The sequence below is a fragment of the Conservatibacter flavescens genome (assembly GCF_002795425.1).
Taxonomy (GTDB): domain Bacteria; phylum Pseudomonadota; class Gammaproteobacteria; order Enterobacterales; family Pasteurellaceae; genus Conservatibacter; species Conservatibacter flavescens.
Genome location: NZ_PHHA01000005.1, coordinates 45,830 through 66,824, shown reverse-complemented (window position 1 = coordinate 66,824; position 20,995 = coordinate 45,830). Strand labels below are relative to the sequence as shown.

At 40.1% G+C, this 20,995-nt stretch carries 16 protein-coding genes and 1 tRNA gene; 10 read left to right on the top strand and 7 right to left on the bottom strand.

Translation table 11 applies throughout. The annotated features are described in order from the left end of the window. Positions 1-131: 131 nt before the first annotated feature. A tRNA-Asn gene (locus tag CVP05_RS03865) sits at positions 132-207 on the bottom strand. Between the two features lie 387 nt (positions 208-594). Between CVP05_RS03865 and uvrB the strand changes: the two genes are divergently transcribed. Continuing rightward, the gene (gene uvrB, locus CVP05_RS03860; protein ID WP_100288266.1) at positions 595-2,631 is read left to right on the top strand and encodes an excinuclease ABC subunit UvrB; all 2,037 of its coding nucleotides are present in this window, start codon (positions 595-597) and stop codon (positions 2,629-2,631) included. A gap of 135 nt (positions 2,632-2,766) precedes the next feature. Here uvrB and sfsA read toward each other — a convergent pair whose 3' ends face one another. Beyond that, complete coding sequence (sfsA, locus tag CVP05_RS03855) at positions 2,767-3,483, bottom strand: DNA/RNA nuclease SfsA (protein WP_100288265.1); 717 nt, start codon at positions 3,481-3,483, stop codon at positions 2,767-2,769. Between the two features lie 245 nt (positions 3,484-3,728). Here sfsA and pntA point away from each other — a divergent pair, with 245 nt between their 5' ends. Next, complete coding sequence (gene pntA, locus CVP05_RS03850; protein ID WP_100288264.1) at positions 3,729-5,261, top strand: Re/Si-specific NAD(P)(+) transhydrogenase subunit alpha; 1,533 nt, start codon at positions 3,729-3,731, stop codon at positions 5,259-5,261. 12 nt (positions 5,262-5,273) lie between these two features. Continuing rightward, positions 5,274-6,698: a Re/Si-specific NAD(P)(+) transhydrogenase subunit beta gene (gene pntB / locus CVP05_RS03845; protein WP_100288263.1), complete on the top strand. Its 1,425-nt coding sequence runs from the start codon at positions 5,274-5,276 to the stop codon at positions 6,696-6,698. 57 nt (positions 6,699-6,755) lie between these two features. Here pntB and CVP05_RS03840 read toward each other — a convergent pair whose 3' ends face one another. Then, complete coding sequence (locus CVP05_RS03840; protein ID WP_100288262.1) at positions 6,756-7,472, bottom strand: YwiC-like family protein; 717 nt, start codon at positions 7,470-7,472, stop codon at positions 6,756-6,758. A 112-nt stretch (positions 7,473-7,584) separates the two neighbouring features. On the opposite strand from CVP05_RS03840, the gene CVP05_RS03835 reads away from it, so the two are divergent. Beyond that, positions 7,585-9,129, top strand: a complete 1,545-nt coding sequence (locus CVP05_RS03835; protein WP_100288261.1) for a peptide ABC transporter substrate-binding protein — start codon at positions 7,585-7,587, stop codon at positions 9,127-9,129. 4 nt (positions 9,130-9,133) lie between these two features. Here CVP05_RS03835 and folK read toward each other — a convergent pair whose 3' ends face one another. From folK to dksA, 3 genes are all read right to left on the bottom strand, one after another. Beyond that, positions 9,134-9,619 carry a 2-amino-4-hydroxy-6-hydroxymethyldihydropteridine diphosphokinase gene (gene folK / locus CVP05_RS03830; protein WP_100288260.1) on the bottom strand — a complete coding sequence of 162 codons (486 nt, stop codon included), beginning with the start codon at positions 9,617-9,619 and terminating at the stop codon, positions 9,134-9,136. Positions 9,620-9,624: 5 nt separating this feature from the next. Beyond that, positions 9,625-10,953, bottom strand: a complete 1,329-nt coding sequence (gene pcnB, locus CVP05_RS03825; RefSeq protein WP_243389198.1) for a polynucleotide adenylyltransferase PcnB — start codon at positions 10,951-10,953, stop codon at positions 9,625-9,627. A 297-nt stretch (positions 10,954-11,250) separates the two neighbouring features. Continuing rightward, on the bottom strand, positions 11,251-11,694 hold the full coding sequence (gene dksA / locus CVP05_RS03820) for an RNA polymerase-binding protein DksA (protein WP_100288258.1): 444 nt from the start codon (positions 11,692-11,694) through the stop codon (positions 11,251-11,253). A 297-nt stretch (positions 11,695-11,991) separates the two neighbouring features. Between dksA and CVP05_RS03815 the strand changes: the two genes are divergently transcribed. The 6 genes from CVP05_RS03815 to uvrC all read left to right on the top strand — a co-directional run bounded on the left by CVP05_RS03815 (position 11,992) and on the right by uvrC (position 19,974). Beyond that, positions 11,992-14,370, top strand: a complete 2,379-nt coding sequence (locus CVP05_RS03815; RefSeq protein ID WP_100288257.1) for a DNA internalization-related competence protein ComEC/Rec2 — start codon at positions 11,992-11,994, stop codon at positions 14,368-14,370. A gap of 63 nt (positions 14,371-14,433) precedes the next feature. Continuing rightward, the gene (gene msbA / locus CVP05_RS03810) at positions 14,434-16,182 is read left to right on the top strand and encodes a lipid A ABC transporter ATP-binding protein/permease MsbA (RefSeq protein WP_100288256.1); all 1,749 of its coding nucleotides are present in this window, start codon (positions 14,434-14,436) and stop codon (positions 16,180-16,182) included. Positions 16,183-16,206: 24 nt separating this feature from the next. Beyond that, positions 16,207-17,190 (top strand): tetraacyldisaccharide 4'-kinase, encoded by a 984-nt coding sequence (gene lpxK, locus CVP05_RS03805; RefSeq protein ID WP_100288255.1) that lies wholly within the window; start codon positions 16,207-16,209, stop codon positions 17,188-17,190. Beyond that, the gene (locus tag CVP05_RS03800; protein WP_100288254.1) at positions 17,180-17,362 is read left to right on the top strand and encodes a Trm112 family protein; all 183 of its coding nucleotides are present in this window, start codon (positions 17,180-17,182) and stop codon (positions 17,360-17,362) included. The genes lpxK and CVP05_RS03800 overlap by 11 nt, the downstream gene beginning before the upstream one ends. Before the next feature lie 4 nt (positions 17,363-17,366). Continuing rightward, positions 17,367-18,140, top strand: coding sequence for a 3-deoxy-manno-octulosonate cytidylyltransferase (gene kdsB / locus CVP05_RS03795; protein WP_100288253.1), 774 nt, complete (start codon positions 17,367-17,369; stop codon positions 18,138-18,140). A 7-nt stretch (positions 18,141-18,147) separates the two neighbouring features. Next, the gene (uvrC, locus tag CVP05_RS03790; protein WP_100288252.1) at positions 18,148-19,974 is read left to right on the top strand and encodes an excinuclease ABC subunit UvrC; all 1,827 of its coding nucleotides are present in this window, start codon (positions 18,148-18,150) and stop codon (positions 19,972-19,974) included. A 33-nt stretch (positions 19,975-20,007) separates the two neighbouring features. Here the strand turns inward: uvrC and CVP05_RS03785 are convergent, their stop codons facing one another. Continuing rightward, a complete protein-coding gene (locus CVP05_RS03785; RefSeq protein WP_100288251.1) occupies positions 20,008-20,955 on the bottom strand; it encodes a ribose-phosphate pyrophosphokinase in 948 nt (315 codons plus the stop codon). Positions 20,956-20,995: the final 40 nt, after the last annotated feature.

The following is a 20,995-nucleotide window of genomic DNA, read 5'->3' as shown; positions in this document are numbered from 1 at the left end:
GGAATTCCTTACTGTTTTTATAAAACAAAGCCCATAGCCATATTTCAGGCCATGGGCTAAAATCTTTTAGTCACTTAGAGTTTTTATAAAAGGAGACAAATAAAAACTCACTAAAAGAAAAATAAAGAAATTGGCTCCTCCTGCTGGACTTGAACCAGCGACATACGGATTAACAGTCCGCCGTTCTACCGACTGAACTAAGGAGGAATAAATTCGTTAATCATTTAAGTGAGGTGCGCATAATAGTGATCTTCATGATATTTGTCAACTCTTCATGAAAAAAAATTTTAAAATATTTTCTATCCACAATGCCTGTGGATAACTCTGTGAATTAATTTTTTTTACAAAGTGATAAAGCCTGATCCTAAAAGGCTTGAGAGGCGATCCATATGTATTTGGTTGTAAAATGACATTTCCTTATTTATCAATAAGTTAATATTTTTCCAGTAAATTTTTTAATTTTTTTTTTTCGAAAATGTGAAGTGAAAATCTTGACAATGATAAGTCTGTGTAAAACTTAAAATTTTTTATCAAAATTCACCGCACTTTTTGTGCTAAAATAATTTAAAATTTTTAAATAAATGCCTATCTCTTATGAACGAAAAACATTCAAAGCCTTTTATTCTACATTCTGAATTTCAGCCTTCAGGCGATCAGCCACAAGCGATTGCTAAGATTATCGAAAATTTGAATGATGGTTTGGCACATCAAACGCTGCTTGGGGTAACTGGTTCAGGAAAAACCTTTACTATGGCGAATGTCGTGGCGAAATTAAATCGCCCAGCGATGTTATTAGCGCCAAATAAAACCCTTGCCGCGCAGCTCTATGCAGAAATGAAAACATTTTTTCCTGAAAATGCGGTGGAATATTTCGTTTCTTATTATGATTATTATCAACCTGAAGCTTATGTACCATCAAGCGATACCTTTATAGAGAAAGACGCATCAATTAACGATCAAATTGAACAAATGCGTTTATCTGCGACTAAATCATTTTTAGAGCGACGAGACACTATTGTGGTTGCTTCAGTATCAGCCATTTATGGTTTGGGTGATCCTGATTCTTACCTCAAAATGATGTTGCATTTGCAGCAAGGGGCGATTATTAATCAACGCCAAATTTTGGCGCAATTAGCTGAGTTGCAATATACTCGCAATGATCAAGCTTTTCAGCGTGGTACGTTTCGCGTACGTGGGGAAGTGATTGATATTTTCCCTGCGGAATCCGATGATCGCGCTTTACGTGTTGAGTTATTTGATGAAGAAGTTGAACGCCTCAGTTTATTTGATCCCCTGACTGGTGCGAATTTTGGGACTGTGCCACGCTATACGGTTTATCCGAAAACTCACTATGTTACTCCACGAGAACGGATCTTAGATGCCATTGAAAAAATTAAAGCGGAATTGGCAGAACGAAAACAATATTTATTAGCCAATAATAAATTATTGGAAGAACAGCGTATTACGCAGCGTACCCAATTTGATATCGAAATGATGAACGAGCTAGGATATTGCTCAGGGATTGAAAATTATTCTCGCTACTTATCTGGTCGTAATGAGGGAGAGCCACCACCAACACTTTTTGATTATATGCCGTCAGATGCGCTATTGATTATTGATGAAAGCCATGTCACCGTGCCGCAAATCGGAGGTATGTATCGTGGTGACCGTTCGCGTAAAGAAACCTTAGTTGAATATGGTTTTCGCTTGCCATCAGCTTTAGATAATCGTCCGTTACGTTTTGAGGAATTTGAACGCTTAGCGCCACAAACGATTTATGTATCGGCAACACCAGGTCCTTATGAATTGGAAAAATCAGGGGAAGAAGTCATTGATCAGGTTGTGCGCCCGACTGGGTTACTGGATCCTGAAATTGAAGTCCGCCCGGTTATGACACAAGTTGATGATTTATTGTCAGAAATTCGCCAAAGAGCGGTCAAAAATGAGCGAGTTTTAGTGACTACCTTAACGAAGCGTATGGCCGAAGACTTAACGGATTATCTTAATGAACATGGCGTGCGAGTGCGCTATTTACATTCAGATATTGATACTGTGGAGCGAGTGGAAATTATTCGTGATTTGCGTTTAGGCGAGTTTGATGTTCTGGTGGGAATTAACTTGTTGAGAGAAGGTTTAGACATGCCAGAAGTGTCGTTGGTGGCGATTTTAGATGCGGATAAAGAAGGTTTTTTACGTTCTGAACGTTCGTTAATTCAAACGATTGGGCGTGCAGCACGAAATTTGCATGGTAAGGCGATTTTATACGGCGATACCATCACAAAATCAATGGAAAAAGCGATCAATGAAACTCAACGTCGCAGAGAAAAACAAATGGCCTATAATGCAGAACATGGCATTGTGCCACAGGCGTTGAATAAAAAGGTAGGTGAACTGCTAGATATTGGACAAGGCGCGAATTATAAAGCTAAAAGTAAACAACGTGGCAAAAGCGTGGCTGAGTCGCCAGCAGCTTATCACGCACCACAAACGCCGAAAGAGTACCAAAAACAGATTAAACAATTGGAACAACAAATGTATAAAGCTGCACAGGATTTGGAATTTGAATTGGCAGCGAAATTACGCGATCAATTACATGAATTACGTGAACGTTTTATGTTGACTGGAGAGTAGATAAAAAAAAGCGCCTCTGTTTGTGGGGGAAAGAGGCGCTAAATGTTGGAGTGATTATCTATTTATGTTTATTTTTGTGTTGAAGATGATAATTATTATCATTAATGTATGCAAATTTATTTACACTTATTTACATTAAGACTGAATCTCGATGCTATGTGTTAACGTGAGGGTAATCGGTACGCCATCTTGATATTGAAATTCACAGCCATAACAATAGACTTCAACCCCTTCTTGTTGCGCTAAAGTAAGGAGTTTGGCATATTCAGGATCGATATATTCAGCTACTTTAAAATGATTAAAACCATTGTGTAAGCCCGCAAAAAAAATAACTGCTCTATGGCCTTGCTTTTTCATGGCGATTAATTCGCGCAAATGTTTTTGTCCCCGTGTTGTTACCGCATCAGGAAACATCCCCATATTGGCTTTTACTAAGGTGACGGATTTCACTTCTACATAACAATCCGGTAAATTTGGGCCTTTCAGCAAGAAATCAATGCGGCTATTTTCTTCACCATATTTTACCTCTGCCTGAATATCATCATAGTCGGCAAGTTCTACAATCTTTTTTTGTTGTAAAGCTTCAAGGGTTAGCTGGTTAGAGCGCTGTGTATTAATACAAACTAACTGCCCATTGGCAAGTTGCGTGAGTTCCCAAGAATGAGGGTATTTACGTGTTGTACTTTTTGAGTCAGAGTACCAAACGGTATCCCCTTGTTCTCCACAACCAGTCATTGCGCCAGTATTGGCACAATGCAGAGTGAGAAGAGAATGATCAGATAATTCTACGTCAGCCATAAAACGTTTATAACGTCGAATTAATTTGGCGGATTGTAATGCTGGCAGTTGCATAGTATTTCCTTGTCATAAATAAAAACGATTATGTTAGAAGATTTCATATGGTGATGTAAAGTTTTCCAAAAAGTGACCGCGCTTTTGCAAAAAATTGATCCAAGATGCTAACTGTTTAATTAATCGAAAATACCTTTTTTATTTTCATAAATTTAGTGGTAAATTGAACTTGGTCTTAATTTAGATTCTCTAGGACGAGGGCAAACCTCAATTATTCACCAACAAGTCTATAAGGAATTCTCATTATGCGAATTGGTATCCCTAAGGAACTGCTGGATAACGAATGTCGAGTGGCGGCAACGCCTAAGACTGTTCAGCAGATTTTGAAATTAGGTTTTGATGTTAGTGTTGAACAAGGTGCAGGATTTAAAGCCAGTTTTGAAGATCAGGCATTTGTGCAAGCTGGCGCACAGGTCGTCTCAACTCAAGAAGTGTGGCAATCGGATATTATTTTCAAAGTTAATGCGCCGACAGAAGATGAAATTGCGTTGATCAAAGAGGGCGCAACCCTTGTGAGTTTTATTTGGCCTGCGCAAAATCCAGAATTAATGGCGAAATTGTCTGCCAAAAAAATTAATGTTTTGGCAATGGATGCGGTTCCGCGAATTTCTCGTGCTCAAGCTTTAGATGCATTATCCTCAATGGCGAATATTGCCGGTTATCGTGCGGTCGTTGAAGCGGCTCATGAATTTGGCAGCTTTTTTACCGGACAAATTACGGCAGCAGGTAAAGTACCACCAGCAAAAGTGCTTATTATCGGTGCTGGGGTGGCGGGTTTGGCGGCAATTGGTGCGGCAAATAGTCTTGGTGCAATTGTGCGTGCGTTTGATTCTCGCCCTGAAGTTAAAGAGCAGGTGGAATCTATGGGCGCTTCTTTCCTTGAAATTGATTTTAAAGAGGAAGGTGGAAGTGGCGATGGCTATGCTAAAGTCATGTCCGACGAATTTAACCGTAAAGCTTTAGAGCTTTATGCTGAACAAGCGAAAGAAGTGGATATTATTATTACCACAGCATTAATTCCAGGCAAACCTGCGCCGCGTTTAATTACCAAAGAAATGGTAGACAGCATGAAACCTGGCTCAGTTATTGTGGATTTAGCTGCGGCAACCGGCGGTAACTGTGAATTATCCAAAGCAGGCGAAGTGGTCACTACAGATAACCAAGTCAAAATTATTGGCTATACGGATTTGCCAAGCCGTTTACCAACCCAGTCTTCTCAACTTTACGGCACAAACTTGGTGAATTTATTGAAATTGTTATGTAAAGAAAAAGACGGCAATATCAATATTGATTTTGACGATGTGGTTTTACGCGGTGTGACGGTAATCAAAGAGGGTGAAGTGACATGGCCTGCACCACCAATTCAAGTATCTGCCCAGCCTAAAGCCGCTCCTAAAGTAGAAAGTGCGGTCAAAAAAGAAGAAAAACCTGTGAATCCGAAAGTGAAATATGGATTAATGACAGCAGGCGGTTTAGCTTTCTTGTGGTTAGCGTCTGTGGCTCCGGCTTCTTTCTTGTCTCTATTCACCGTATTCGTATTATCGTGTGTCATTGGTTACTATGTGGTTTGGAATGTCAGCCATGCATTACATACCCCACTTATGGCGGTTACGAATGCGATTTCAGGGATTATTGTTGTTGGGGCATTAGTCCAAATTGGTAAAGATAACTTCTTTATTAGTGTATTAGCATTTATTGCGATTTTAGTTGCGAGCATCAATATTTTTGGTGGCTTTAAAGTAACGCAGCGTATGTTAGCAATGTTTAAGAAAGGGTAAGGAGAGAAAGCGATGTCTATGAGTCTAGTTAATGCTGCGTATATTATTGCTGCATTACTTTTTATTATGAGTTTAGCAGGGCTTTCTAAACATGAAACGGCTAAGGCTGGCTGCCTTTACGGTATTGTCGGTATGGCAATTGCATTAGTCGCGACTATTTTTGGCCCAGAATCAAACGGGACATTTTGGATTATTTTAGCGATGATAATTGGTGGTGCAATTGGTATTCATCGTGCATTAAAAGTTGAAATGACTGAAATGCCGGAGCTTGTGGCCATTTTGCATAGCTTTGTTGGTCTTGCGGCTGTATTAGTGGGTTTTAACAGTTATGGCCTACATCATGCAGTTGCTGTACCTGAACATCTTGATGCAGCTGCACAAGCCGCTTTTGTGGCAGAGCAAAATGTATTAGCCAATATTCATAATGCAGAGGTCTTTTTAGGGATCTTTATTGGTGCTGTCACATTTACCGGTTCAGTTGTGGCATTTGGTAAATTACGTGGGATTATTAATTCAAAAGCCTTAATGTTGCCACATCGCCATAAGTTGAATTTGGCTGCATTAGTGATTTCGGCTTTATTAATGATTGCTTTTATGCGTAATCCTGACAATATTTTCCCAGTGTTGGTGATGACGGCCATTGCCCTTGCGTTTGGTTGGCACTTAGTTGCTTCTATCGGTGGAGCGGATATGCCGGTAGTGGTTTCTATGTTGAACTCTTATTCAGGCTGGGCGGCTGCGGCTGCGGGCTTTATGCTTAATAATAGTTTATTAATCGTAACAGGCGCGCTGGTAGGTTCATCAGGGGCAATCTTATCTTACATCATGTGTAAAGCGATGAACCGCTCATTTATTAGTGTGATTGCGGGTGGTTTTGGTAATGATGTACAGGCTTCAAGTGATCTAGATTATGGCGAACACCGTGAGACAACCGCAGAAGAAACGGCAGAAATGTTGAAAAATGCGAGCTCAGTGATTATTACGCCTGGATATGGCATGGCTGTGGCACAAGCTCAATATCCAGTTGCAGAAATTACGCAAAAATTACGTGAGCGTGGTGTGAATGTTCGTTTTGGTATTCATCCAGTAGCAGGACGTTTGCCGGGTCATATGAATGTATTACTTGCGGAAGCAAAAGTGCCGTATGATGTGGTATTGGAAATGGACGAAATCAATGATGATTTTGCGGATACGGATGTGGTCTTGGTAATTGGTGCAAATGACACGGTTAACCCTGCCGCAATGGAAGATCCTAGCAGCCCAATTGCAGGTATGCCTGTACTAGAAGTGTGGAAAGCTCAAAATGTGATTGTGTTTAAACGCTCTATGGGGGTAGGTTATGCTGGGGTACAAAATCCGTTATTCTTTAAAGAGAATACTCAGATGTTACTCGGTGATGCTAAAGAGAGCGTGGACAGTATTTTGAAAGCGCTGTAAGTCAATATACAGGTGGGCAATGCCCACCTTTTTTATCATCTTTTCAATTTAATTTGATTAGACCGAAAAGTAAACCAGCATAATAAAAAATAATAATGAAATCCCAATTTCAATAAAACCGATTTGTTTTGCCGACAGTTTTTGTTGTGGAATAAAAAATGCACGCAGTAGAGCAGGGAAAAAGGTAGCGGCTAATCCATATTGGGATATGGCAACTAATACTATCACGCAGGTTAGGTGAAAAATAAGGGAAATACGTAAATACCACTTATTTTTACGCTCTCTTAACACGGATTTGACATAGAGTGTTGTGCCAATAAAAAAGAGAGCAGGATAGATAGCAACAAGCCAAATTTGTTGATCAAAGCGTTGCGCAGAGAAATAATAGGCGGCCATACCGGCTAGAGAGAAAATCGCGATGGCTGCAAAATCGTTGAGAAGCGCTCGCTCATTTTTCTTTTTCGTATAATAAATATGCATAAGGGCAAAAGGAAGCATTGCCACTAAAAAATATAATATTGTCCAGTTATAGAATAAGGCTGGAAGTGAAAAAACAAAGGCTGCGACACCATATATCCATGTCCATTTTTGGTATAAAGCCAAGTTTCGTCCCTTGAATAAATTAAAAAAAGGGTAGGTCATGAGATAAAGAGAGAACCAAGCAAATAATAACGCAATATGTTGCCAAACGAATGTTGTAGAGAGCATGCCATATAAAAATGGCATGAGAGCCATGACAATAGCCCCATGTTGATTTGAGATTAATAATTTCATATAGCCTCGTGATGAGTACATCAATTTTAGGAAATTTTATCTGTTTTTGTGAGAAATTGGTATAATTGATAAAGAATAAACAAATATCGAATAATATAAGGCTAATCTGTTCATGGGAGTAAAAAAGAAAAGTGCGGTGATATTTGCTGCCATTTGGTTAGGGTTGACAGGGTGTGAGCCTCAAAGTGAGATGGCTCAACCTATACCTCATACACCGTCACCTACCCTTGATGCTGATACATCAACACCGAATGAAACGAAGTTAACACGTGGTGTGTACGATGATTTAACGACAAATTTATATCAAGCGAAGAGCCAAGCTCAATTTCAGTTTTTACGCGATTTGTTTGAAGGCTTGGTCATTGTGGATACTGAAGGTAAGGTTCAGGCTGGCGTAGCTGAAGCATGGCAAAGTACAGATAAAAAAACATGGTTTTTTACTTTACGTCAAGAGGCAAAATGGTCAAATGGTGAGGCGGTAACTGCACATGATTTTGTACGCAGTTGGCAGCAGTTAGCATTATCCGATAGTCCGTTAAAAGCCTATTTGCCTTTTATCAATTTGCGTAATGCCCAAGCGGTTATTGCCCATGAATTGCCTGTGGAGCAGCTTGGAATTTCAGCAAAAAATGACCGCACTTTACAAATAGAGCTGGATAAAGCAGTGCCATATTTACCCGATATGTTGGCCCATGTTGCGTTATTGCCTCAGTACTTGGATAATTCTGAGGGCGCTTTTATCAGTAATGGGGCTTATAGGGTCGAACATCAGGAAGGTGCTCAGATTCTATTACAGCAAAATCCCTACTATTGGGCAAAAAGTGCGGTGCATTTTGAGCAGGTTTTTTATCAGAAATTGGCCTTGAATAGTTTATTCACAGAGATTGATTTACTGTTTTCTCCTTCTCAAGACAGTGAAAATACGCAGTATTTCCCCCAACTATGCACCTATTATTATGAGTTTAACTTTCGTGATCCCATGTTAAAAGAAAGAGGGGTTCGAAACGCGTTAGTTTCACTCATTTCGCCTTCGGCTATTGTGCAAAATGAAGGCATCAATGGGCGAGCAGATGGACATTTTTTACCCTATAACTTACAACAAGAAAATGAAGAAAGTTGGAATCCTACTGTCGTAGAACAGCTATTACAACAACAAGGCGTGAGTGAAACCAAACCATTACAATTGCGCTTAACCTATGATACTCAAGGCATGCATAGTAATATTGCTCAGCGTATTATTCGTATGTGGTCACAATCAGATATGATTCGTGTCAACGCCGAACCAGTAAGCTGGCAACAGCTACAAGAAAAGCGAAATAAAGGCGATTTTCAGGTTATTCGTTCAGGTTGGTGTGCGGATTATAATGATCCTTCTGCATTTTTGAATCTACTTTATTCACGTAGCCCAGATAATAAAATGGGTTATCAAAATGATATTGCAGATAAATTATTAGAACAAAGCCTTGAAGCAAACCTCACGTCGGAGCAGCGAATGAATGTTTATCAGCAGCTTGAACAATTGGTACAAAATGATTATGTCTTTTTGCCGATTTTTCAATATCGCTTGCCCGTCTATATTGATCCGAGTGTAGGAGGCTATAAGTTACAAAATCCTACCCAAATTATATATAGTAAAGATCTCTATCGTCAAAAATAAAGGTTTAAAATTCACCGCACTTTTGCATGGTATGATGGGCGAAGTGCGGTATTAAATCAGCAATTTTTTTCCCATCTGGAAACACTAAATTAGGTGCGATTTCGTAGAGTGGCACAATGACAAATTCGCGGTTATACATATCATAATGAGGCACGGTCAAACGTTCTGAATCCATAATATCATTATTATATAATAGAATATCGAGATCGAGGGTGCGCTCACCCCAACGGCGTGCGCGAATCCGGCCTTGTTCATTTTCGATATTTTGTAATGCATCAAGCAGTACCAAGGGCGACAATGCCGTATGTAAACAGGCAACGGCATTAATATAATCTGGCTGATCTTGTGGTCCAAGGGGTTGGCTGCGATAAAATGAACTGTATTTTACGAGTTTGCTCATCGGTAAATGATCAAGACGTTGCAAAGCCTGCGTTAATTGTGCCGATGGTGAATCTAAATTACTGCCTAAAGCAATGTAAACACAATTCATTGTGGCTACCTCTTGCGAGAACGAGATTGATTTGAACGACGGTAATATTTTTTACGGGGTTTTGGTTGCCGTTTTTGTTGCGCATCAACGAGATTTTCCCGTTGTTGAGGATTGCTTAATTGATACTCATGCCACCAGGTTGCTAATTCAATCGTTTCCCCTCCTTCAACTTCAGCACGCATCGCTAATAAATCGAATGCTGCGCGGAATTTGGGGTGTGTCATTGTGCGTACTGGATATTGACCGGTACGTTTAATTAATTGTAATTGTAAAGACCAAATATCGCGGATCACAGCTGTATGACGGCGTGGCGCGGCAAGAGAACGACAAAACAGCGCAATAATATCGTTACCTGCAAGGGCATAAGCATCGTGATTATTGAGTCCACCTTCGTTTTTTAATATATCGACTTTTTCACGTAAGGGATACCAAAAAAAGGCAGCAAATAAAAAGGCTGGATTAATCCGTAAATTATCAGCGATACGCTCATCTGTTGAGTTGAGCGCAGTTAAAATCATACGTTCTGCCAAGCTGTCTTCTTTTTCGGTAAAATAGGGAATTAACGTAGGGAAAAGGGGGTCAAATAGCCCGTATTCACGTAATAATCCATAGGTTTTTACCCCATAACCATTTTGTAGTAACTTCAGTGATTCATCAAATAAACGTGCTGGCGGAATATTTTTTAATAAAGGCGCAAGCTGTTTAATGGGTTGACGACTTGCTTGATCGAGAAACATATCCAGTTTTGCCATAAAACGAATGGCGCGTAACATACGAACAGGATCTTCCTGATAGCGAACAACAGGATCACCAATTAGACGTAGCTTACCGGCTTTGAGATCGTCAATACCATTATAATAATCATGTAACTCATTGCGTTGGGGATCATAATAGAGTGCATTAACAGTAAAATCCCGTCGGGCAGCATCTTGTTCTAGCGTGCCGTATACATTATCACGTAGTAACATGCCTTCCGCACTTTGGCGCGCTTGATGATTATTTTTAATTTCGTCATGATTAGCGCGAAATGTGGCGACTTCAATGATATCGCGCCCAAACATGATATGAGCTAAACGAAAGCGACGTCCGACTAAGCGGCATTGGCGTTGAAAAATATTTTGTATTTGATCAGGGCGTGCATTTGTGGCGATATCGAAGTCTTTGGGTTTTTTTCCCAATAAAATATCTCGTAAACATCCGCCTACAACATAAGCTTCATAACCATGCCGATGTAACTTTTCAACAACCGTTAAAGCATGTTTGCTAATTAAGCGAGGGCTGACCCCATGAGTGGACGCTTTTATAATATGCTTATCAAAACGATGAGGTTTAATAGATTTTGTGTGATGAGTGTTTTTGTGTTCTGAATGAACTTTGCTGTTATTGTCTTGATGTTGCTGCGTTTGGGTAGACACAGGGTGGCTAGATGATTTTTTATTGCCAAACCATTTTTTAATATAAGTTAAAATAATGCACTCCAAAATAATAGAATAAGGTTAAACCTAATACAGATAATATGGGCAGAATTTTAGTCTGATTTTTATTTAGGGTCAACAGCTTCGTCAGAAAGGAAAAGGTGAGAAGTATTGAGGACAGAATGGTCTGCCCTCAATGTGATCACGGTTGAATATTTAGCCAACCATTTGTTTTTCACGGATTTCAGCTAAGGTTTTGCAGTCTATACATAAATCTGCGGTAGGGCGAGCTTCTAGGCGACGAATGCCGATTTCAACCCCACAAGAATCGCAATAACCGAAATCATCTGTTTCTAATTTCTTAAGAGTACGTTCGATTTTTTTGAGTAGTTTGCGTTCACGATCACGATTACGTAACTCTAAACTAAATTCTTCTTCCTGGGTTGCGCGATCAGCCGGATCCGGAAAGTTAGCGGCTTCATCTTGCATATGTGCAACAGTGCGTTCTGCTTCGCCCATGATTTGTTCATGCCAGGCTTCTAGAATTTTTCTGAAATGAAGTATTTGATCTTCATTCATATATTCTTCATCTTTTTTTTCTTGATAAGGCTCTACGCCGGCCAAGGCTAAAAGGCTTAAAGAAGATTTTGTCGTTGTCATGTTTATCTCCTGATAGAAAACGTGTCCATGTTAGGCGGAGCCTTATTGATCACTGCATTCCTATTCTAAAGTTGTGGTTTAACGCAAAAAATACGCCCCGTTTTCAAAGGGGCTATAAATATCAGAATTTTTTCTATTTAGCAAATAGAAAAATATGATATTGGAGATTATTTAGCATTTTTTCGATTTTTTATTTTATTTTTGTGATCTATTTTCCAAATTGAGTTTAAAAAAACAACAGGTTGTTGTGAGCGTTGTGATTTATTGGCACAGTGAAGTAAAAAGTGCGGTATAAAAATGAAATATTTTAATTTAGATGTGCTTGCTATAAGCATTGTGCTGATAGGGGGAACGCTCCTTATATTGCCTATAGAAGGCTTATTAGCATGGTGGCTGATGGTGCCTTTGGTATTGTTTGTATGGATAACACGACAATATTGGACAGCTGTTATGATTGGGATAGTGCTATGCTGGTTTCATTGGCAAGCCTTACAGTTAGTGCAGCAGGCAGAGCAGATTGCCTATTTACCCAAAAAACAAGAGGCGACATTTACTATTGTCGAAATTTTACATCAACAGGCTTACCAAACCTTAGTAATTGAAGCGGAGTTATTGCCTAATCAGACATCGAGGATATACACTACTTGGCAAGCGCCCTCACAACCCAAATTGGGCGAAATTTGGCAAGGAGAACTTCGATTGCGCCCCTTATCATCTCGTCTTAATCAAGGTGGTTTTGACCGACAAAAATGGGCGTTTGCTAAGGGAATTACAGGACAGGCAGTGATTAAAAGTGCGGTCAAAATAGGAGAAGATTTTTCATGGAGACAGCAACGATTAAATCAAGCTTTGCAACATACCGCTAACTTAGAGCAGCAAGGGCTGCTATTAGCCTTGGCATTCGGAGAACGAGCATGGTTTAAACCGGCTACGTGGCTTGTTTATCAACAAACCAATACAGCACATTTAATTGCCATTTCAGGATTACATATCGGTTTAGCCATGAGCTTGGGTTTTGGTTTAATACGATTATTGCAATGGAGGCTGCCCACATATCGCATATCCCCTTATTGGCCGTTATTGGGTGGTCTCCTTTTGGCTGGAATGTATAGTGAACTGGCTGGGTTTTCAATCCCCACTTTTCGGGCGATAATCGCGTTGGGAGTGGTACTGATATGCCGTTTAGGTCGCGTATATTTTACCGTATGGCAATTGTTTGTACGCACATTGGCTGTGTTATTGCTTTGGGATCCTTTTATGATGTTGTCGGATAGTTTTTGGTTATCTGTTGGCGCGGTAGGATGTTTAATTGTATGGTATCAAGTCTTTCCTTTGTCTTTATTGGAATGGCGTGGCGTGCCATTGCAATATTCTCCCTTAAGTAAGGGGCGATATATCTTAGGGTTATTGCATTTGCAGTTGGGTTTATTGTGGTTATTTACCCCGATTCAATTGCTGATGTTTTATGGTATGTCATTACATAGTTTTTGGGCAAACCTTATTATTGTACCGATATTTAGTCTATTATTAGTGCCGATTGTGCTGTTCGCTACTTTTACAGCAGGCGCGCTAGGCTCATGGTCATGGGCAAATAATATTGCCGTTTGGTGTACTGAATGGCTGAATGTCTTTTCGGATAGCTGGGTATATTTTTCTGGGCAACAAATAGCAGTACTCACCTTTTTATTAGCGGGGTTATTTAGCCTTACGTGCTATTTTATTTATCAAAAACCGCAGCAAAAACAAATGGCTTTAGCGCAATTATTGGCGAGAAGCCCCTTTCCCTTTTCTTTAAAACTCGAACGTTCATTACCTAAAAGACTGCTTTATTGGATCTATTTTTTAACGGGAGTTATTGCCATTACGTGTTTGATTTTTTGGAGTATCAGTCGATGGGAAAATCAGAGGCAATGGCGGTTAGAAAGCCTTGATGTGGGGCAAGGATTAGCAACATTAATCGTCAAAAATGGGCATGCGGTATTGTATGATACGGGGGGGGCATGGGCAGGAGGCAATATGGCGCAATTGGAGATTCTGCCTTATTTACGTCGTCAAGGCATTGTATTAGAACAAATCATAATTAGCCACGATGATAATGATCATGCAGGTGGGGTTGATGAGCTGTTACTGCATTACCCTCATGCAGCTTTATTTCAGTCATCTTATAAAAATTATGAGAAAACTGACCGCACTTTATGTTACACCGGTAAGCAATGGGAATGGCGAGGGCTGCTATTTACTGCCGTATCTCCTAACAAGCCTGTGGAACGGGCAGGGAATGAGGACTCTTGTGTGGTATTGATTGAAGATGCTTATTACCGAGTGCTGTTGACTGGTGATGCGGATATTGCAACGGAGCGAAAATTTGCGCCTCAAGTGGGAAAAATAGATGTGTTACAGGTTGGACATCATGGCAGTAAAACCTCGACAAGTGCATTATTATTGGCGGAAACACAGCCTGATATCGCGTTGATTTCTAGTGGCCGTTGGAATGCTTGGGGAATGCCACATTTTGAGGTGATTGAGCGATTACATCAGCATAAAAGTGCGGTGTATAATTCGGCATTTTTTGGACAAGTTTCCCTCATTTTTCAACAAGAACAACTGAAAGTCACAACGGCAAGGCACAAATTTTCACCATGGTATCGTAGAATAATTGGAGAAAGGGGGAAATAAAGGTACAATGCACCCATAATTAATATGAGAAGTAATGATAAATGACCTTAAAGAAGAGTGATTATGCAAGATAAGGATTTTTCCACATGGCAAACGTTCAAACGTTTATGGCCATTGATTTCACCGTTTAAAATAGGATTAATAGCTGCTGCGATAGCTCTCGTACTTAATGCTTTAACCGATGCGAGTTTAATTTCAATGCTAAAACCGTTGCTTGATGATGGTTTTGGCAAAGCCGATGCCTCATTTTTGAAGATGATGTCTGTGGTTGTTGTGTTATTGATATTATTACGCGGGGTATCAAGCTTTATCTCTACTTATTGTTTGGCATGGGTCTCGGGCAAAGTTGTGATGGTGATGCGCCGCCGAGTATTTAAGCATTTAATGTATATGTCAATGAGTTTTTTTGATAAAAACCCAGCGGGAAATTTATTATCTCGAATCACTTATGATTCAGAACAGATAGCCAATTCTTCTTCTGGTGCTCTTGTGACGATTGTGCGTGAAGGTGCTTATATTCTCTCTTTGCTAGGTGTAATGATTTATACGAGCTGGCAATTATCTATTGTATTGTTTGTGATTGGCCCGATTATTGCGGTGTTAATTCGCGTGGTTTCGAAACATTTTCGTCGTTTAGGCAAAAATATGCAAAATTCTATGGGGAATTTAACGGCCACGACGGAACAAATGTTAAAAGGACACCGTGAAATTTTGGCTTTTGGTGGACAGAAGATCGAAGAAGAACGTTTTAATCATGTGAGTAATGATATGCGTCGCAAGGGAATGAAAGTGATGATGGCCGATGCGATTGCCGATCCTGTTGTGCAAGTTATCGCTTCGTTTGCCTTAGCTGCCGTACTTTATTTGGCCACAATGCCTTCTATTATGAGCCAAAATTTGACAGCGGGTTCTTTTACGGTCGTGTTTTCATCTATGCTTGCTATGATGCGCCCATTAAAATCCTTAACCAATGTGAACGCACAATTCCAACGAGGAATGGCAGCATGTCAAACCTTATTTGCTATTTTGGATTTAGAAACTGAAAAAGATACAGGCCAATATGAAAGCAAAGAAGTAAAAGGCGATGTTGTATTTAAGAATGTCACTTTTAGCTATCAAGGCAAAGAACAAGCAGCACTACGTAACGTGTCTTTTCAGATTGAATCGGGTAAAACCGTTGCTTTAGTTGGACGTTCGGGGTCAGGAAAATCAACAATCGCTAGTTTATTACCGCGTTTTTATGATATTGAACAAGGCGAAATTTTATTAGATGGTGTCAATATCAAAGAATATAAGTTAGCTGATTTGCGTGAGAATTGTGCCATTGTATCGCAGCAAGTTTATTTATTTAATGACACGATAGCGAATAATATTGCTTATGCGGCAACTGATAAATATAGCCGAGAGGAGATTATCAAAGCGGCAAAAGCTGCGCATGCGATGGAATTTATTGATGGCCTTGAACATGGTTTAGACACAATAGTTGGCGAAAATGGCGCGAGTTTATCGGGAGGCCAACGCCAACGTTTAGCCATTGCTCGTGCTTTATTGCGTAATGCGCCAGTGTTGATTTTAGACGAAGCAACATCAGCGCTAGATACGGAATCAGAACGCGCTATTCAAGCTGCCCTTGAAGAAATTCAAAAAGATCGTACAGTTTTAGTGATCGCTCATCGTTTATCTACCATCGAAAAAGCAGATGAAATTTTGGTTATTGAGCATGGTGAAGTAAAAGAGCGGGGAGATCATCAAACTTTATTGGCGCATAATGGTATTTATCGTCAGTTGCACCAAATGCAATTTGGTGAGTAAAGTGTCGACATATGAGGCAATAGTATGAAATTTTGGTATAAACGTATAATACTTAGTTATATTTTATTGCCTTTTTCAGCGTTATTTTGGCTAGTCAGTCAGGTACGGCGCCAGCTTTTTGCTTGGGGATTGCTTAAAAGCTATAAAGCAACACTTCCGGTTATCGTGGTTGGCAATTTATCTGTGGGGGGAAATGGTAAAACCCCTTTTACACTTTGGCTAGTACAACAATTGCGTGCGCGTGATATGAAAGTGGGGATTATCTCTCGAGGCTATGGCGCAAAGTCTAAAACATTTCCCCTGCTTGTTACAGCGCAATCCGATCCAAAACTAGCAGGAGATGAACCTGTATTATTAGCGCATCGCACAGGCGTACCGGTCTGTATTTCACCCAATCGTCAACACAGTATTGAATTATTACAACGACACTATGATCTCGATATCATTATTAGTGATGATGGTTTGCAGCACTACAAATTACAGCGAGATATAGAAATTGTGGTCATGGATGCGGTATTTGGATTAGGCAATGGTTTTTTATTACCGGCTGGGCCACTACGCGAGTTGCCGTCTCGTTTACGAGAGGTTGATTTTGTTGTAACAAATGGCGCATTAACCAATGAAGCCGATGTTTTTATGCGTTTGGTTCCGCTGTATGCAGTGAATTTACTGACTCAAGAACAAAAAACATTTGATGAATTTGAGCAGATTAATGCCATTGCAGGTATTGGCAATCCAACACGCTTTTTTAATATGTTGCGACAAGAGTTAGGTTTAGCATTAATTGTTACTCAAGCCTTTCAGGATCACCAAGAATATACTGCGGGAGATTTTAAAAAATTTTCCCAAAATAGACCGCTCTTTATGACAGAGAAAGATGCGGTAAAATGTCGAGGCTTTGCGCAAGAAAACTGGTGGTATGTGCCTGTACAAACAGAGATAGTAGGTGATACCGCTAAATTATTTACATTAATTGAATCAATAAAAGCGAGTAAACATGAATCATAAATTATTAGAGATTGTGGCTTGTCCTATGTGTCAAGGGCGACTGGAATATGATAAAGGGAATGAGCGTTTAATTTGTCATTTTGATCATGTCGCTTATGCTATCGAACAAGGGATTCCTGTGTTATTAGCTGAGCGAGCAGAGCCTATTTTTTCACAGGAAGAGAAGGAATAAATATATGACTGCTTTTACCGTAATTATTCCCGCTCGTTACGCTTCAAGTCGCTTACCCGGTAAACCATTAGCAGACATTGCTGGAAAACCCATGATTGCTCATGTCGTAGAACGCGCTAAATTATCAGGTGCTAGCCGAGTCATTGTTGCAACAGATCATGAGCAGGTTAGACAGGCGGTGGAAAACATCGCGGAAGTTTGTATGACCTCAGATAAGCATTCCTCCGGTACTGAACGTCTCGCCGAAGTAGTCGAAAAATTAGCGATCGCAGATGAAGAGATTATCGTGAATATTCAAGGTGATGAACCTTTGATTCCACCTGTCATTGTCAACCAAGTGGCAACAAACTTGGCGAATAGCGGCGTGAATATGGCAACGCTTGCGGTACAAATCCACTCAGCGGAAGAGTTGTTTAATCCTAATGCGGTGAAAGTATTAACCGATAAAGAGGGATATGCGCTTTATTTTTCTCGTGCAGTGATTCCATGGCATCGTGATGAATTTGCAACACTCAGCCAAAATCAGTTTGATGTGTCTCAATTAAATATTGGCTCCGTCTATTTACGTCATATTGGGATTTATGCTTATCGAGCAGGTTTTATTAAGCATTATGTGCAATGGCAGCCTACCGCATTAGAGCAAATTGAGTCTTTAGAACAGCTCCGTGTTTTGTGGTATGGCGAAAAAATTCATGTAGAGTTGGCTAAAGAAGTGCCGGCTGTGGGGGTTGATACTCCAGAAGATTTAGAAAAAGTGCGGTCGATTTTAGTAAAATAATTTTATTATGTTTGATGCGAAAACGTTTCTTGCAACGGTCACTCATGAACCTGGTGTTTATCGTATGTATGACGATAAACATCAAGTGATTTATGTGGGTAAAGCAAAGAATTTGAAGAAGCGATTATCCAGTTACTTTCGGGCGAATTTAGGTAGTCGTAAAACAGAAGCGTTAGTGGCAGCAATTCATCATATTGATACAACGATTACGTCATCAGAAACTGAAGCCCTATTATTAGAGCATAATTTTATAAAAACCTACCAACCTCGTTATAATGTTTTATTACGTGATGATAAATCTTATCCTTATATTTTACTCACTCAAGAACGCCATCCTAGAATGACCGCATATCGCGGGATAAAAAAAATTCAAGGTGAATATTTTGGGCCTTATCCCCATGCCGGTGCAGTACGTGAAACCTTATCTTTGCTGCAAAAACTTTTTCCTGTTCGACAATGTGAAAATTCAGTCTATGCCAATCGTTCTCGCCCTTGTTTACAATATCAAATTGGACGTTGTTCTGCGCCTTGTGTGAGTGGTTATGTGACAGATGAAGAATATGCTCAACAAGTACAGTTTGCACGTTTGTTTTTGCAGGGGAAAGATCAACAAGTATTAGAGTATTTAATTAGCAAAATGGAAGCGGCTAGCCAAGCATTAAATTTTGAAGAGGCTGCACGAATTCGAGATCAGATTCAAGCTGTACGATCGGTTATTGAAAAACAATTTGTGTCTAATGAACGTTTAGACGATATGGATATTGTTGCGATAGTTTACCAACATGGTTTGGCTTGTGTACAAGTGTTATTTATTCGACAAGGCAAGATTTTAGGGAATCGTAGTTATTTTCCCAAAGTACCGGCTAATACGGATCTTGCAGAAATTACAGCAACCTTTGTTGGCCAATTCTATTTACAAGCACATCAGGGACGTAGTATTCCGAATACGATTGTTGTTGATCATAAACTGGCAGAAAGAGTCGAACTGGAGCAGTTATTAAGTGAGCAAGCCGGCCGCAAAGTGACTATCCAAGCGCAAACTAAAGGGGATAAAACGAAATATCTAGAACTTGCGAAAAAAAATGCGCAAGCAACCCTTGTTACTCGGTTAAAACAAGCTTCATTAATTGAGGAGCGTTATCATGAATTACAATCCTTATTGAATATCGCAAAAATTCGACGTATGGAATGTTTTGATATTAGTCATACAATGGGGAATCAAACCATTGCTTCTTGTGTCGTATTTGGCGAAGCGGGGCCAATAAAATCGGATTATCGTCGTTTTAATATTGACGGAATTACGGGGGGAGATGATTATGCTGCGATGGAGCAAGCACTGAAAAAACGTTATGACAGAGATCTTGAACCAGATAAAATCCCCGATGTTATTTTTATTGATGGAGGCAAGGGGCAGCTTAATCGAGCGCTGGAAGTATTCAATGGGCTTGATGTCAAATGGGATAAACACCAACCGATGTTGATTGGGGTAGCGAAAGGGGTTGATCGCAAAGCAGGTTTAGAAACGTTGATTATCAGTGGGCAAGATAGAGAAATGAATTTACCCGCAGATAGCTTGGCATTACATTTGATTCAGCATATTCGAGATGAAAGCCATCACCATGCAATTACAGGACACCGTAAAAAACGGCAAAAAGCTTTTACACATAGTAGTCTTGAGTCAATTGAAGGTGTAGGGGCAAAACGTCGCCAAGCCTTATTAAAATATTTAGGGGGTATGCAAGGGGTTAAAAATGCGGGATTAGATGAAATTGCATCTGTGCCTGGTATTTCAAAAGCGCTAGCCGAAAAGATTTTTGAGGCGTTAAAAAGTTAAGTAAGGGTGAACAAGCTGTTCACCCATATTGATTTAGTTAAACATTGCTGAAATTGATTCTTCGTTGCTAATGCGACGAATAGCTTCAGCTAACATGCCTGATAGCGTTAATGTACGTACTTTGTTTAGTGCTTTGATTTCAGGAGAAAGCGGAATCGTGTCTGTTACGACGACTTCATCTAATGCATCACTGGCAAGATTTTTAGCCGCAGAACCTGAAAATACAGCATGTGTCGCATAAGCAAAAACACGTTTTGCACCGCGTTCTTTTAGTGCTTCAGCAGCTTTGCATAATGTGCCACCAGTGTCGATCATGTCATCGACAAGAATACAATCGCGACCCGCTACATCACCAATAATATGCATGACTTGTGAAACATTTGCGCGTGGGCGGCGTTTATCAATAATAGCCATATCGGCATCATTTAATAATTTTGCAATGGCACGGGCACGTACCACACCACCAATATCAGGCGAAACCACAATTGGGTTATCCAAGTCGGTTTTTTTCAACATATCATGAATTAACACCGGCGAGCCAAAGACATTGTCTACAGGAACATCAAAGAAGCCTTGAATCTGCTCAGCATGTAAATCACAGGTTAACACGCGATCAACCCCTACGCTAGATAAGAAATCTGCGACTACTTTTGCTGTAATCGGAACACGGGCAGAACGCACTCGACGATCTTGACGAGCATACCCAAAGTAAGGAATGACAGCCGTAATTCTGCCCGCAGAAGCACGGCGTAAGGCATCGACCATGACAATTAATTCCATGAGGTTGTCATTAGTTGGAGCGCAAGTAGATTGGATAATAAAAACATCTGCACCACGAACGTTTTCATTAATCTGAACTTGAATTTCTCCATCGCTAAAGCGACCAACCGTAGCATCACCTAAAGAGGTGTAAAGGCGTTCAGAAATTCGTTTGGCTAGCTCTGGTGTTGCGTTACCAGCGAAAAGCTTAATGTCAGGCATAGTGTTAAACCTCAGGTTTGAAAGTAAAGTTAGGATTGCT